The sequence below is a fragment of the Marmoricola sp. OAE513 genome (genome assembly GCF_040546585.1).
GTDB lineage: Bacteria > Actinomycetota > Actinomycetes > Propionibacteriales > Nocardioidaceae > Marmoricola.
In genome coordinates, this window is record NZ_JBEPOC010000001.1 from 1090677 (window position 1) to 1105044 (window position 14368).

Annotated in this window: 15 protein-coding genes; 8 read left to right on the forward strand and 7 right to left on the reverse strand. The window is 70.7% G+C overall.

Going from position 1 to position 14368, the window contains the following annotated elements; translation table 11 throughout:
- Positions 1 to 5: 5 nt before the first annotated feature.
- From tsaE to ABIE44_RS05585, 3 genes are read right to left on the reverse strand one after another with little or no spacing between them, the layout of a single operon-like run.
- Positions 6 to 920 carry a tRNA (adenosine(37)-N6)-threonylcarbamoyltransferase complex ATPase subunit type 1 TsaE gene (tsaE, locus tag ABIE44_RS05575; RefSeq protein ID WP_354437873.1) on the reverse strand — a complete coding sequence of 305 codons (915 nt, stop codon included), beginning with the start codon at positions 918 to 920 and terminating at the stop codon, positions 6 to 8.
- 5 nt (positions 921 to 925) lie between these two features.
- Complete coding sequence (gene alr / locus ABIE44_RS05580) at positions 926 to 2101, reverse strand: alanine racemase (protein WP_209720977.1); 1176 nt, start codon at positions 2099 to 2101, stop codon at positions 926 to 928.
- Positions 2102 to 2132: 31 nt separating this feature from the next.
- Positions 2133 to 3509, reverse strand: coding sequence for a bifunctional ADP-dependent NAD(P)H-hydrate dehydratase/NAD(P)H-hydrate epimerase (locus ABIE44_RS05585; RefSeq protein ID WP_209720975.1), 1377 nt, complete (start codon positions 3507 to 3509; stop codon positions 2133 to 2135).
- A 118-nt stretch (positions 3510 to 3627) separates the two neighbouring features.
- Between ABIE44_RS05585 and ABIE44_RS05590 the strand changes: the two genes are divergently transcribed.
- Positions 3628 to 4566, forward strand: coding sequence for a putative endonuclease domain-containing protein (locus ABIE44_RS05590; protein ID WP_209720973.1), 939 nt, complete (start codon positions 3628 to 3630; stop codon positions 4564 to 4566).
- Here ABIE44_RS05590 and ABIE44_RS05595 read toward each other — a convergent pair.
- Together ABIE44_RS05595 and glmS are read right to left on the reverse strand one after the other, a co-directional pair.
- On the reverse strand, positions 4563 to 4913 hold the full coding sequence (locus ABIE44_RS05595; RefSeq protein ID WP_209720971.1) for a holo-ACP synthase: 351 nt from the start codon (positions 4911 to 4913) through the stop codon (positions 4563 to 4565). The genes ABIE44_RS05590 and ABIE44_RS05595 overlap by 4 nt on opposite strands.
- A gap of 15 nt (positions 4914 to 4928) precedes the next feature.
- Positions 4929 to 6773 (reverse strand): glutamine--fructose-6-phosphate transaminase (isomerizing), encoded by a 1845-nt coding sequence (glmS, locus tag ABIE44_RS05600; protein ID WP_209720969.1) that lies wholly within the window; start codon positions 6771 to 6773, stop codon positions 4929 to 4931.
- 69 nt (positions 6774 to 6842) lie between these two features.
- Between glmS and coaA the strand changes: the two genes are divergently transcribed.
- The 4 genes from coaA to ABIE44_RS05620 all read left to right on the forward strand — a co-directional run bounded on the left by coaA (position 6843) and on the right by ABIE44_RS05620 (position 9354).
- Entirely contained in the window at positions 6843 to 7799 is a 957-nt protein-coding gene (coaA, locus tag ABIE44_RS05605) for a type I pantothenate kinase (RefSeq protein WP_209720967.1), read from the forward strand.
- A gap of 79 nt (positions 7800 to 7878) precedes the next feature.
- The gene (locus tag ABIE44_RS05610; RefSeq protein WP_354437874.1) at positions 7879 to 8409 is read left to right on the forward strand and encodes a class I SAM-dependent methyltransferase; all 531 of its coding nucleotides are present in this window, start codon (positions 7879 to 7881) and stop codon (positions 8407 to 8409) included.
- The gene (locus tag ABIE44_RS05615; protein ID WP_209720963.1) at positions 8409 to 9059 is read left to right on the forward strand and encodes an HAD family hydrolase; all 651 of its coding nucleotides are present in this window, start codon (positions 8409 to 8411) and stop codon (positions 9057 to 9059) included. The genes ABIE44_RS05610 and ABIE44_RS05615 overlap by 1 nt, the downstream gene beginning before the upstream one ends.
- A gap of 7 nt (positions 9060 to 9066) precedes the next feature.
- Positions 9067 to 9354 carry a DUF1330 domain-containing protein gene (locus ABIE44_RS05620; RefSeq protein WP_209720961.1) on the forward strand — a complete coding sequence of 96 codons (288 nt, stop codon included), beginning with the start codon at positions 9067 to 9069 and terminating at the stop codon, positions 9352 to 9354.
- A 25-nt stretch (positions 9355 to 9379) separates the two neighbouring features.
- Here the strand turns inward: ABIE44_RS05620 and ABIE44_RS05625 are convergent, their stop codons facing one another.
- Positions 9380 to 10183: an enoyl-CoA hydratase gene (locus ABIE44_RS05625; protein ID WP_209720959.1), complete on the reverse strand. Its 804-nt coding sequence runs from the start codon at positions 10181 to 10183 to the stop codon at positions 9380 to 9382.
- Between the two features lie 86 nt (positions 10184 to 10269).
- Entirely contained in the window at positions 10270 to 10869 is a 600-nt protein-coding gene (locus ABIE44_RS05630; protein WP_354437875.1) for a TetR/AcrR family transcriptional regulator, read from the reverse strand.
- A gap of 46 nt (positions 10870 to 10915) precedes the next feature.
- Here ABIE44_RS05630 and ABIE44_RS05635 point away from each other — a divergent pair, with 46 nt between their 5' ends.
- From ABIE44_RS05635 to ABIE44_RS05645, 3 genes are all read left to right on the forward strand, one after another.
- Complete coding sequence (locus ABIE44_RS05635) at positions 10916 to 11776, forward strand: alpha/beta fold hydrolase (RefSeq protein WP_209720957.1); 861 nt, start codon at positions 10916 to 10918, stop codon at positions 11774 to 11776.
- Positions 11773 to 12135, forward strand: a complete 363-nt coding sequence (locus ABIE44_RS05640; RefSeq protein WP_209720954.1) for a DUF4345 family protein — start codon at positions 11773 to 11775, stop codon at positions 12133 to 12135. The genes ABIE44_RS05635 and ABIE44_RS05640 overlap by 4 nt, the downstream gene beginning before the upstream one ends.
- Positions 12136 to 12201: 66 nt before the next feature.
- Complete coding sequence (locus ABIE44_RS05645; protein ID WP_209720952.1) at positions 12202 to 14355, forward strand: MMPL family transporter; 2154 nt, start codon at positions 12202 to 12204, stop codon at positions 14353 to 14355.
- The last annotated feature ends 13 nt before the right edge of the window (positions 14356 to 14368 follow it).

Genomic DNA, 14368 nt, shown 5'->3' on the forward strand with positions numbered 1-14368 from the left:
CGAGGTTATCGAAGGGCCGCAGCGAGGTCGCCAGCGGCGAGGACCGGGATCCAGCGCCGGCCCACCGGAGTCACGGTCAGGGTTCGTACGTCGTCCGCTGCGCGCTCCAGGCGGAGCTCGAGCCGGTCGCTCGCGAGAGCCTCGGCCAGGCCGCTCCCCCACTCCACGACGGTGACGGCCTCGTCGAGGTCGGTGTCGAGGTCGAGGTCGTCCAGCTCCGCAGAGTCACCCAGCCGGTAGGCGTCGACGTGCACCAGCTCGGGACCGTCGCCCAGCGACGGGTGCACCCGGGCGATCACGAAGGTCGGCGACGTCACCGGACCGCGGACGCCGAGGCCCTCGCCGAGCCCCTGGGTGAAGGTGGTCTTCCCGGCACCGAGGTCGCCGGTGAGGATGAGCAGGTCCCCGGCCGCGAGCTGCCCGCCGAGCCGTCGTCCTACGTCCTTCGTGTCCTCGGGAGCCGGAAGATCGACGGCAGCAGGGAGGAGACGGAGCATGTCGAGCCGGGTGCCGTCACGGGCGGCCTCGACGTACCCGTTCTGCTGCCAGAAGCGCACCGTCGCCGGCAGCTCGGAGCGTGCCTCGAGCCGCAGGCCGACCTTGCCACGAGCCTCGGCGACCAGAGCGGCCCGGTAGGCCAGCAGGCCGGCGATGCCGTCGCCCCGGGCGGACTCGACCACTCCGACGCGCCGGAGCCCGAGCAGCGGACCCTCGTCGGCGAAGAGGAGCGTGCCGACCGGCTCGTCGTCGTGCACGGCGATCAGACCGCCGTGGGCAGCGAGCGCGGCGGACACGGTCCCGAGCGTCTCGTCCATCGCGGTTGCCGGCGGGTCCAGGACCGGGCGGTCGGCGAAGGATGCATGGATCAGCGCGAGCACGTCCTCGGCCCGTTCGGCACCGACCTCCCTGATGTCGGTCACACCAGTCACACCAGGGACCCGTCGTCGTCGGTCCAGCGACGCTCGGCCCGTCCGGCGTTCCCTCCGATCCGGGTGACGATCTCGTAGGAGATCGTGCCGCACCACTCGGCCCACTCCTGGGCCGTCGGCTCACCGCCCGTGCCGGGCCCGAACATCACGACCTCGTCGCCCGCGACGGTGCCGCGCGGCACCTCCACGACGACCTGGTCCATGCACACGGTGCCGAGGAGCCGACCGCGGCGACCGCGGGCGAACACCTGCGCCGTCGAGGAGGCGTGCCGGGGGATGCCGTCGCCGTAGCCGAGCGGGACCAGCGCGACCCGCATCGGCTGATCGACGGTGAAGGTGTGCCCGTAGGAGACCGCGTCCCCCGGTGCGAGGTCCTTGGTCAGGGCGGCGCGGGCGTGCACGGTCATGGCCGGGACGATGCCGAGCTCATCGGCCGGGATGACGGCAGGAGCCGGCGAGAGCCCGTACGCCGCGATGCCGAACCGGACCAGGTCGTACCAGGCGCTCGGACGTAGCAGCGCTGCGGCCGAATTCGCCAGGTGCCGCACCTCCGGCTCGAGACCCGCCTTCTCGGCAACCGCGAGAGCGGCCTCGAAGTTCGCCTCCTGCTCGTCGTTCGCCTCGTGCTCGGGCTGGTCGGCGCAGGCCAGGTGCGACCAGATGCCGGCGACCTTGACGTGCCCGTCGACCTCGGCCGTCCGGGCGGCGGTGATGAGCGCGGGCCAGGCCTGCAGCGGCGCACCCCCGCGCGAGAGACCGGTGTCGACCTTGAGGTGCACGCGGGCCTGGCGACCGGCCGCCTTGGCACCCTCGACGATCTCCCCGAGCTGCTCGATCGAGTACGCCGCCACGTCGACGTCGGCCTCGATGAGGGGTGCGAAGTCCTCGCCGGGCATGGCGAGCCAGGCCAGGATGCGACCGGTGTCACCGTCACCGCGCAGGTCGAGCGCCTCGTCGCGGTCGGCCACCCCGAGCCAGGTCGCACCGCCGGCGCGGGCTGCTCGGGCACTCCCGAAGAGACCGTGGCCGTAGCCGTCGGCCTTGACCACGACCATCACGGCCGGACCGTCGGTGCTCGCGGCGACCGCGTCGCACAGGTTCTCGACGTTGCGCTGGATGACGCTGAGGTCGACGACGATCTCGGCGCGGCGGTACTCCTCGTGGCTGCTCATGGTGACGACATCCTTCCACCCGGCCCGAAAGTCAGCCCAGGAGGTCGCCCACGACGGCACCGATCGCGTCGGCGACGGCCTCAGGGGTCACCGGCCCGCCGCCGCCCGCCTGCACCGCTGCGGCCCCGTGCAGCCAGGACCCGACCGAGGCGGCGTCGAACGGGTCGAGGCCTGCGGCGAGCAGCGCACCCACCACGCCGGCCAGGACGTCACCGGCCCCGGCGACGGCCAACCACGGCAGCCCGCTGGTGGTCACCCGGGCACGACCGTCGGGACGGGCGGTGATCGAGTGCCGCCCCTTGAGCAGGACGACCGCCCCGAAACGCTCGGCCGCAGCACGAGCGTGAGCGAGCTGGGCGGCCTCGACCTCGGCGCGGTCGACGCCGAGCAGGGAGGCGAGCTCGCCCGCGTGCGGGGTCAGCACGAGATCCCCGGTGCCGGCGGGCGGCAGGTGGGCGAGCGCGTCGGCATCGACCACCGTCGGCACGCCGTCCTCCAGGGCGCGGGCCAGGGCCGCCTCCGCCTGGTCGTGCCCGCCGGATCCGACGACCCAGGCCTGCACGCGACCCTCGCCGACCACGACGCCGGGGTGTCGTGCCCGGACGGCGTCCACCGCGGCGCCGACGTACCGGACCATGCCGGCGAGACCGCCGGCAGCACCGGAGGTGCAGAGCACGGCGGCGCCGGGGTAGGCGTCAGAACCGGCGCTCACACCGACGACACCGCGGGTGTACTTGTGCGCTGCCGCCTCCGGTCGCGGCAGCAGCGCGGCCACGTCGGCCGCCTGCAGCGCCTCGATGGGGGCAGGCGGCAGGGGCAGCTCGAGGTCGACCAGCGTGACGACGCCGCACGCCTGCGCGGCCGGATCGACGAGATGACAGATCTTGTGGGTGCCGAAGGTGACCGTGACGTCGGCACGCACGTGCGGCCCGTCGAGCTCACCGGTGTCGACCCCGACCCCCGAGGGCACGTCCACCGCGACCACCGGAACACTGTCGAAGAGCGCGAGCGCGGCCGCGGCATCGGGGCGCAGCCCGGGTCGGCCCCCGATGCCGACGATGCCGTCGACGAGCACGTCAGGGCGTCGAGCGTCCGGTGCCGCGACCACCTCGCCGTACCCGGCCTTCAGCGCCGCCAGCCCGCCGGCGTGCACCGTTTCCGAGAGCAGCACCGCCTGGACCCGCGCTCCGCGCCGCGCCAGCGCCGCGCCGGCGTACAGGGCGTCGCCGCCGTTGTCACCGGAACCGACCAGCAGCAGCACGTCGCGGCCGTAGACCCCGCCCAGCAGGTCCGCGATCGCGACCGCCAAGCCGTGGGCCGCCCGCTGCATCAAGGCACCCTCGGGCACCCGCGCGAGCACCGCGTCCTCAGCCCGCCGCACCTGGTCCACCGTGTGTGCTCGTCGCATCCCCCAACGCTATCGGTCGTGTGCCTGAGAACGCGCCATAGCGCGTCCTGGGGCACACGACCCGAGATCTGTGGAGGGTTGACGTCGAGACATGGTCCGGTCCCTCACGATCTGCGCCATGAGCGAGTGGGAACGGATAGCCGAAGCACAGGAGGGCATGATCGCCCGGCGCCAGCTCAACCAGGTCGGGTTCGATGCTGATCGGGTCCGGAACCAGCTCGCCGCCGGTCGGTGGGTAGAGCGCACCAGCACCGTACTGAGCACCTTCACCGGCGCGCCGACCTGGAAGCAGCGCGTCTGGCTCGGAGCTCTCCATGCCGGCGGTACGGCGATGGTCGGCGGAATCACCGCGCTCACCTGGCGTGGGCTCAGGAACTGGCATCGCGAGGAGGTCACGATCCTTGTCGACGACGAGCTCTCCTTCGACAGGGTCCCCGGCATCAAGTTCTTCCGCACCCGCCGGCCTCTCGACGTACTCCGAGCTCGCAGTGCTGGTCCGCCGATGTGCCGCATCGAGCCGGCGGCGCTGCTGTTCGCCGGTTACGCGGAATCCGCGCGAACAGGTCAAGGTCTCTTGGCTGCGGTCGTGCAGCAACGTCTGACGACCGCTCCCGCACTGGCCGCAGAGCTGGAAGCAATGCGGCCACTGCGGAGAGGTCGGTTGCTGAGGACCACGCTCGCCGACATCGCCGGTGGCTCCGACTCGCTCGCCGAGATAGACCTGGGTCGGCTGTGCCGACGAGCGGGCCTCCCGGAGCCGCAGCGTCAGACCCGCCGACGCGACGCTGGCGGGCGCACGCGGTACACCGACTGCGAGTGGACACTCCCTGACGGAACCACCCTGATCCTCGAGATCGACGGCGCGTTCCACATGGACGTCGAGCACTGGGAGGACGATCTGTCGCGCCAACGACGCCTCACCGGACGAGGTCGGATCTTGGTGCGCTGCACTGCGAGAGAGCTTCGCGTCAAACCCCATTCGGTGCTCGAGGACCTCAAACGCCACGGGTTGTGTGCCCCAGGACGCGTCATAGCGCGTCCTGGGGCACACAACTAGCTGAGGATGAGGATCGCGGTCGCGATGCCGCCGTCGTGGCTCAACGAGAGGTGCCAGGACGTGCCGCCGAGCTCGGTGGCCCGGCGCAGGCAGGTCCCGCGCAGCTCCATCGTGGGTTGACCGGAGGGCAGCCGGACCACCTCGGCGTCGTGCCACTCCAGGTCGCCCGGGGCACCGAGGGCCTTGGCGAGCGCTTCCTTGGCGGCGAACCGCGCGGCCAGCGACTCGACGGGCAGGACGGCTTCGTTCGCGGTGAACAGCTTGTCGCGGAGGCTCGGCGTGCGGGTCAGCGACGCCTCGAAGCGCGCGACGTCGACGACGTCGATGCCCACACCCAGGACGGTCACGGGTTGATCACGCGGTCACTCGACCGTGACGGACTTCGCCAGGTTGCGCGGCTGGTCGACGTCGTGACCCATCAGGGTGGCCAGCTCGCAGGCGAACAGCTGCAGCGGGACGGTCGCGACCAGCGGCTGCAGCAGCGTCGGCACGGTCGGCAGCGGGATCAGCACGTCGGCGTACGGCGTCACCTCGGTGTCGTCGCCCTCGGCCAGCACGATCGTCAGGGCACCACGGGCACGGATCTCCTGGATGGCGCTGATCATCTTGTCGTGGAGCTGGTCACGACCACGCGGCGGCACGACGCAGAAGACGGGCAGGCCCGGCTCGATCAGGGCGATGGGTCCGTGCTTGAGCTCGCCGGCCGCGAAGCCCTCGGCATGGATGTAGGCGAGCTCCTTGAGCTTCAGCGCCCCCTCGAGCGCGACCGGGAAACCGGCGTGACGACCGAGGAACAGCACCGACTTCGCGTCACGGAACCGCTCGGCGAGCGCGTAGGTGCGCGCGGCGTCGTCGAGGACCTGCTGGACCCGGTCCTCCATCTGCGCGAGCTCGCGGACCACCGCGGCGATCTCGTCGCCGAACTTCGTACCGCGGACCTGGGCGAGGTAGAGCCCGAGCAGGTAGCAGGCGATCAGCTGGGTCAGGAAGCCCTTGGTCGACGCGACCCCGATCTCCGGGCCGGCGTGGGTGTAGATCACGGCGTCGGACTCGCGCGGGATCGTCGAGCCGTTGGTATTGCAGATCGCGAGCACCTTGGCCTTCTGCTTGACCGCGTGCCGGATCGCCATCAGGGTGTCGGCGGTCTCACCGGACTGGCTGATCGCGACGACCAACGTGTTCCGCGTCAGGATCGGGTCGCGGTAGCGGAACTCGTGGGACAGCTCGATCTCGCACGGGATCCGGGTCCAGTGCTCGATCGCGTACTTGGCGACCATCGCGGCGTAGTTCGAGGTGCCGCAGGCGATGATGACGATCTTGTCGATGTCGCGGAGCTCGTCGTCGCTGATCCGGACCTCGTCGAGCTGCAGCAGGCCGGCCTCGTCGTGACGTCCGAGCAGCGCGTCGGCGATCGCGCGCGGCTGCTCGAAGATCTCCTTGCGCATGAACCAGTCGTAGCCGTCCTTCTCGGCGGCGGCCAGGTCCCAGTCCACGTGGTACTGGCGGCCTTCGGCGGGGCTGCCGTCGAACGACGTCACCTCGACGCCCTCCCGGGTGATCGTGACCACCTGGTCCTGACCGAGCTCGAGCGCCTCGCGGGTGTGCTCGATGAAGGCGGCGACGTCGGACCCGATGAAGTTCTCCCCGTCGCCGAGCCCGACGACCAGCGGCGAGTTCCGCCGCGCGGCGACCACGCGGGACGGGTCCTCGGCGTCGACGGCGACCAGGGTGAAGGCGCCCTCCAGCCGGCGGCAGACGTTCTGCATCGCCGTGGTCAGGTCGGCACCTGCGCGGACCTCGTTCTCGAGCAGGTGCGCGGCGACCTCGGTGTCGGTCTCCGAGAGCAGGTCGTGGCCGGCGCGCTCGAGCTCGTCGCGCAACCGGGCGAAGTTCTCCAGGATCCCGTTGTGCACCACCGCGACGCGACGCTGCGGTCCGGCGTGCGGGTGCGCGTTCACGTCGTTCGGGGCGCCGTGGGTGGCCCACCGGGTGTGGCCGATCCCGGTCGTGGACGACGGCAGCGGCGCCTCGGCGATGGCCTTCTCGAGGTTGGCCAGCTTGCCGGCCTTCTTGTCCGTGGCCAGCGCGTTGTCGTGCACGAGAGCGATGCCCGCGGAGTCGTAACCGCGGTACTCCAGGAGCCGGAGTCCCTCGATCACGACGTCCTTGGCCTGCTTCTGGCCGACGTACCCAACGATGCCGCACATGGGGGTCAGTCTAGGTGCTGACCGCCCCTGCCCCTGCGCTCCGCCGCCGGGACTGAAAGAATCCTCACCATGGCAGGAGCCGGACACATCAACGAGGCGACACCGTACGTCGAGCTCGACCGCGCAGCCTGGGCCGAGCTGGGAGCACACACCGACCAGCCCCTGTCCGCGGACGAGATCGACCGGGTCCGCGGTCTCGGCGAGCAGCTCGACCTCGACGAGGTCGCCGAGGTGTACCTGCCGCTCTCCCGCCTGCTCAGCCTGTACGTCGAGTCCGCCGGCGCCCTGCACCGTTCCCAGGAGGACTTCCTGGACCGGCCCACGCCGCCGCGCACGCCCTTCGTGATCGGCCTGGCCGGGTCGGTCGCCGTGGGCAAGTCGACCACGGCGCGCGTCCTCCAGCAGATGCTGGCTCACTGGCCCGTGCACCCGAAGGTCGCGCTGGTCACCACCGACGGCTTCCTCTACCCGAACGCCGAGCTGGAGCGCCGCGGCATCCTGCACCGCAAGGGGTTCCCGGAGTCCTACGACCGCAAGGCGCTGCTCAAGTTCGTCATCGACATCAAGTCCGGGCGCGACGAGGTCGAGGCCCCGGTCTACTCCCACCTGGTCTACGACGTCACCGACGAGAAGGTCGTCATCCAGCGGCCCGACATCGTCATCGTCGAGGGACTCAACGTGCTGCAGCCCGCGCAGACCCGCCCTGACGGTCGGACCGGCCTCGCGGTCAGCGACTTCTTCGACTTCACCATCTACGTCGACGCCGCCACCAACGACATCAAGCAGTGGTACACCGAGCGGTTCCTGCGTCTGCGCGAGACGGCGTTCCGCGACCCGCAGTCCTACTTCGCCAAGTACGCGAAGCTCTCGCACGACGAGTCGGTCGTCGAGGCCGGTCGGATCTGGGACGAGATCAACGGACCGAACCTCTCCCAGAACGTGGCGCCCAGCCGCTCGCGCGCGACGCTGGTGCTGCGCAAGGGTGGCGACCACTCGGTGCGCTGGGTCCGGCTGCGGAAGCTCTGAACCGTGACGCCCGCTGAACTGCCGCCCGACCCGGTGGGACCTCGCGCCCCCGTCCGGGTACGCCGAGCGCTTCGCCCGGTTGATCGCCGAGGGTCACGACGTCACCGGCGAGGCCCGGCTGGCCGACGTGCTGGTCGGACGTGGCGCACGCATCCTGGACGCCGGCTCGGGCATGGGCCGTATCGGCGCCGCCCTGCAGGCCGGCGGGCACGACGTGACCGCCGTCGAGAAGGACCCGTCCCTCGTCGCCGAGAGTCGTCGGCGCTACCCCGACCTGCCCGTCGTGCAGTCCGACCTGCTCGCCCTGGCCGACAGCCTCGTCGAACCGGGCTTCGACCTGGTCGTCCTGGTCGGCAACGTGATCGTGCTGCTGGCTCCGGACACCGAGCAGCGTCTGCTGGTCACCCTGCGCGACCTGCTGGCACCTGACGGCCGGATCCTCGTCGGCTTCCACCCGAACCAGGCACACACCAGTGCGAGGGCCTACGCGTTCACCGACTTCGCCGCGGACGTCGAGGCCAGCGGTCTCGTCGTGCAGCACCGGTTCGGGACCTACGAGCTCGGAGAACCGAGCGACGACTACGTGGTCGCGGTCCTGCGGCGCGCGTGATGAAAGCGCTGCACGTCCTCGACCTCGACGGCACCCTGCTGCACGGCACGACCGCGAACCTGGAAGTCGCCCGGGCCCGCGGCGATCTGGAGGTGCTGCTCGCGATGGAGGCGGCGTTCGCCGACGGGACGATGAGCACGAAGGAGTTCTCCACCGAGCTGCACCGGATCTGGCACGACCTGACCGCCGACGAGGTCGCCGAGATCGTCGCGCAGAGCCCGTGGATCGACGGCATCGCCGAGGTGTGCGCCGACATCGCCGACCGCGGCGAGCAGTCGATGCTGATCACGATGTCGCCGAACTTCTTCGCCGAGGCGGTGCTCGCGCACGGCGTCGGGACCGTGCACGCCTCGCACTTCCCGCCCCTGCCGTTCACCGAGGCCTTCGACCCCGAGCTGACCCTGGTCCCGGAGGACAAGGTCCGCCTGGTCACCGCTGCCCTGGACGCCGCCGGGCTCGGCACCCGCTCCTGCGTCGCGTACGGCGACTCCCTCTCGGACGAGCCGCTGTTCCGGGTGCTGGAGAACACGGTCGCGGTCAATCCGTCGCCTGCTCTGGCCGGGATCGCGGCGGAGGTCTACCGGGGCCGGGACCTGCGCGAGGCCTACGCGCTGGGACGTCGCCTGCTCGCGGACACCGGTCCGGCATGATGGCGCCATGAGCGCCTACTGGATCTCGATCTACGAAGAAGTCCTCGACGAGGAGAAGCTCGCCGCGTACGCCGCCCTGGCCGGACCGGCCCTGATCGACGCCGGCGGCACCTTCCTGGCACGGACCGTTCCCGAGCTGACCTTCGAGAACGGCAAGGCCACCCGGACCGTCATCATCGAGTTCGCCTCGGTCGAGGCCGCGCGTGCCGCCCACGACGGCCCGGCGTACCAGGAGGCCCTGGCGGCTCTCGACGGCGGCGCGGTGCGCGAGATCCGGATCGTCCCCGGGGTTTGACCCGCGTCTGACCCGCGTCTGACCCTCAGCGGGTGTCGGAGAACCGCGGCGGCCGACCTTCCTTGCGCGCCCGGGTGGCCTCCTCGAAGTTGTCGGTGAGGATCCGCAGGTAGAGCTGACCGAGGCCCTCGGCCGCCATGTGACCCTCGAGCGAGGACGCGTCCAGTCCGTTGATCAGCGTGCGCTTGGTCAGCTCGACGCCCGGCTGGGAGAACCCGGCGATGCGCTGACCGATCTCGACCGCTCGGCCCACGACGTCGTCGACGACCTCGCTGACCAGGCCCATCCGCTCGGCCTCCTCGGCCGGGACGTCGCGCCCGGTGAGCATGATCTCGGCGGCACGCGAGGAGCCGATCGCGCGGGGCAGCAGGTAGGACAGCCCGAGCTCGCTGGCGGTCAGCCCGTTGTTGATCCCTGCCGCGCGGAAGTACGCCGCCGGGGCCGCGATCCGGATGTCGCAGGCCAGCGTGAGGCACAGTCCTCCGCCGATCGCGGCACCGTTGATCGCCGCGATCACCGGCTGGTGCAGCTTGCGCAGCGTGAGCGTGATGTCCTCGAGCATCTCCATCGAGCGCAGCGCGTACGTCGGGCGGGTCAGACCGTCGACGTACGGCGGCGTACCCGCCGACTCCTGGTCGGCACCCGAGCAGAACCCCCGGCCGGCCCCGGTGATGACGACTGCCCGGACGGAGTTGTCGCGGCTGAGCGCGACCAGCTCGTCGCGGAACGGCACCATGACGTCGAACGCCATCGCGTTCATCCGTTCGGGACGGTTCAGGGTCACGACGGCGACCTCGGGCACGGGGCGCTCCACCAGGACGAAGTTCACGCGCGGAGCCTAGCGAGCGCCCGAGCTTGCTCGTGGCCGAGCGGGCGACAGCGCGTGACGAGCGAAGCGAGGATCATGCCGGGAACCTAGCGGTCCGTCGAGAGCCCGTCGAGGAGTGCGACCAGCACCTGCTCGGCCCGCCGATGTGCAGCCTCGCGGTTCTCGGCACGGGCGACAGCCAGGGCCGACTCGGTCAACGACCCGAGCAACGCGTTCGCGAGGTCCTCGGTCGGGAGGTCCTTGATCTGCTTAGCGGCGACCGCAGCATCCAGACCGGCCCGGATCAGCCCGAGTCCGTGGTCCGCCTCGATCTGGTGCCACCGGGTCCAGCCGAGCACGGCGGGCGCATCGATGAGCGCGATCCGCTGCACCTCGTTCTGCAGGCTCAGGTCGAGGAACCGACTGACCCCGGAGCGGAGCGCGGCGAACGGGTCGCCCCCGACCAGCTCCTCGAGCGGGAAGTTCGCGACGAGCTCGGCCTCGATCTCGACGAACACCGCCTCGAACAGGCCGGCCTTCCCGTCGAAGTGGTGGTAGAGCGCGCCGCGACTCACGCCGGCGGCGGTGACGATCTCCTCCGCCGCGACGTCGTCGTACCCGCGCTCGGCGAACAGGCGGCGTCCGGCAACCAGCAGGGCAGCCCTCGTGGAAGCCCTCCGCTCGGCCTGGGTCATGCGTGAGGTCACCCACTGATCTTGACATACATACAGTCTGTACATATATACATGACGTATGAAACTTTCCGTGGAGCTCCAGTCCGGCACCATCCACTACGTCGAGTACGGCGATCGTGACGCCGAACCTGTCGTGTTCGTGCACGGTTTCGCCGTCGACCGCCGGCTCTGGGAACCCGTCGCGCAGATGCTTGCCACCTCCGGCCTTCGCTGCATCGTCCCGACCTGGCCGTTCGGCTCGCACACGACGGCGATGAAGCCCGGGACCGACCTGACTCCCCCGGGTGCCGCCCGGCTCGTCGCCGACTTCCTCGCAGCCCTCGACCTCGCGGGCGTGACCATCGTCGGCAACGACTCCGGCGGCGCGGTGACCCAGATGCTGGTGACGACGGACCCGAGCCGGATCGGTCGTCTGGTGCTGACCAACTGCGACTCGTTCGAGAACTTCCCACCAGGGATCTTCAAGCCGCTGGGCAAGGCGGCCAAGCTGCCCGGCGCCGGCTTCGCGCTGGCACAGTCGATGCGCTTCGAGCCCTTCCTGCGCGCACCGTTCGGGTACGGCGCCCTCAGCGCGAACCGCCTGCCGACCGATCTGCTGCGGTCCTTCATCGCCCCGCTGATCCACGACAAGGACGTACGCCGGGACGCCCTGGAGTTCTTCGGCGGCACCGACACCCGCGACACCCTGGCGGCCGCAGCCAGGCTGCCCTCCCTGGACGTGCCGGCCCTGCTCGTCTGGGGCCAGGACGACACCCTGTTCCCTGTCAGCGACGCCGAGCGCCTGCAGCGCAACCTGGCCGACTGCACCCTCGTCCTCGTGCCCGGCGCGAAGACCTTCGTCTCGCTGGACCAGCCGGACGCCGTCGCTGACGCGATCGCGACCTGGGTGGCCGCGCACCCCGTGGTCGGTGCCCGGTGAACGCCGCGGCACTGGTCGTCGCGATCGGGTTCGCCGGGATGGGCGTGGCGGCGCTGGTGCGGCCCGCGCTGATCTGGGCACCGTTCGGCGCCGAACCGACCACGCCGGAAGCACGGAACGAGGTCCGCGCCGTGTACGGCGGTTTCGGGATCGCTCTCGCCGTCCTCCTCCTGCTCTCCGACGACGCGACGGCCGGGGTCCGCGACGGGGTCCTGCTCGCGGTCGCGGTTGCCTTGTTCGGCATGGCCGCCGGACGCCTGGTGGGCGCGTTCCTCGAGCCACGGGCCCTGCTCTCCTGGCCCGGTTTCTTCCTCGGCGTGGAGATCGGCATGGGCGCTCTGACCCTGCTCGCGCGCTGAGAAGCGTGACCGAGAGCACCTCTGACGGGTTCGCCTGGACAGTTGTCCAAGATCTAGAGTTCGACCATGTTTGCTGCCCTCGGTCGTTTCGTAACCCGCTTCCCCTGGTACGTCGTCGGAGCCTGGGTGGTGTTCGCCGTCCTCGTCGTCAGCTTCGCCCCAAAGCTCGAGTCGACCTCGGACAGCGCGTCCTTCCTGCCCAAGCACTACGAGTCCATCCGGGCAGCCGACATCAAGGACGAGAACTTCCCGACCCAGGGCAACCCCGGCGCCATCCTGGTCTTCACCAAGGCAGACGGCGGCAAGCTCACGGCTGAGGACTCGACCAAGGTCGCCGACATCGTCGGCGACCTGGTCCCCGAGCTCGACGCCAAGGTGTTCTCGACGACGTTCAGCGAGCAGCTCGTCCAGCCGGTGTCCCCGGACGGCAAGGTCCAGATCGCCGTGGTCAACCTGGCCGAGGACGCGAACGGCTTCGACCAGGCCGGTGCCGACGCGGCCAAGGAGCTCCGCAAGGACGCCAAGGCGCTCCTCGAGGGCACCGACCTCGAGCTGCAGACCACCGGCACGGCACCGCAGCAGCTCGACAACCAGGACTCCGGCGAGACGGCGCTGCTCATCGTCGGCATCGCCACGGTCGTCCTGATCGTCGTCCTGCTCGGACTCATCTTCCGCAGCGTGCTGATCTGCCTGCTGCCGGTCGTCGCCGTGGGCGGGGTGCTCTCCCCCGTCGCCACCGGCCTGATCGCGTGGGCGAACGAGGCCTTCGACCTCAAGGCCGACAGCTCGGTCGAGCAGATCCTGGTCGTCGTGCTCTTCGGCATCGGCACCGACTACATCCTGTTCCTGCTGTTCCGCTACCGCGAGGCGTTGCGCCGCGGGCTGGACAGCAAGGCAGCCATGGTCGACTCGATGGAACGGGCCGGCGAGGCCATCGCCAGCGCCGGCGGCGCCGTCATCGTCGCCTTCATGGCGCTGATCCTGTCCTCGCTCAGCATCTTCCGCTCGATCGGTCCGGCACTCGCGATCGCGGTCGCGGTGACGCTGGTCGCGGCGCTGACGCTGATCCCCGCGCTGATCACCCTGCTCGGCGGCCGCCTGTTCTGGCCCTCGAAGAACTGGGCCAAGGAGCCGGAGGGCGCCCGCTTCGGCGCTGTCGGGGCAAGCCTCGGCAAGCACCCCGGCCGGTACGCCGTGGCCTCCGGCGCGGTCCTGGCGGTCCTGGCCGTCTTCGCGCTGAGCTTCAACCCCACGTTCGACTTCTCCGCGAGCCTGCCCAAGGGGGCCGAGTCGACCGAGGCCCTGGAGACCCTGCAGAAGAGCCTCCCGTCCGGCTCGACCGACCCGGCGACGGTGATGCTCGTCGCCAAGGACGGCGGCACGGTCACCCAGGCGCAGGTCGACGAGCTGCAGAAGGGCATTGGTACGCCGAAGGGTGCCGCCCAGGTCACCCCCGGCGCGGTCTCCGAGAGCGGCAAGGCGGGCGCGCTGGCCATCGTGCTGGACGACGACCCGGGATCGGACGCGGCGATCGCGAACGTCAAGGGACCGATCCGCGACGCGGTGCACGCTGCTGCACCTGAGGGCACCCGCGCGTACATCGGCGGCAACACCTCGGTGTTCGTCGACATGGACCGGGCGATGGCTCGCGACTACTCGGTCGTCTTCCCGGTCGCGGCCGGCATCATCCTGGTGATCCTGGCGCTCCTGCTGCGCAGCCTGGTCGCGCCGCTCTACCTGATGGCGTCGGTCGGCCTCGGCTTCGGCGCGACGGTGGGCGCCTCGGCGCTGCTGTTCCAGAACATCAAGGGCGACGAGGGCCTGTTCTTCCTGCTGCCGATCTACATCTACCTGTTCGTGGTCGCCCTCGGTACCGACTACAACATCCTGATGATCGCGCGACTGCGCGAGGAGGCGCGCGCGGGCAAGAGCTCGCGGGACGCGGCCGCGGAGGCCATCAAGCACGCGGGTCCGACGATCGGCGCTGCCGGCATCATCCTGTCCGGCACCTTCGCCTCGCTGATGCTCGGCGGCAACTCGCTCATCGTCTCGATGGGCTTCGCGCTCTCGTTCGGCATCTTCGTCTCCGCGTTCGTCATGGCGATGTTCTTCACCCCCGCGATCACGGCCCTGATCGGTCACGCCGCTTGGTGGCCGGGTCACGGCGACGAGACCGACGAGGAGCACTTCGCCCGCACGGGAGAGCACTACTCGCACTGAGGAAGCCTTCGGC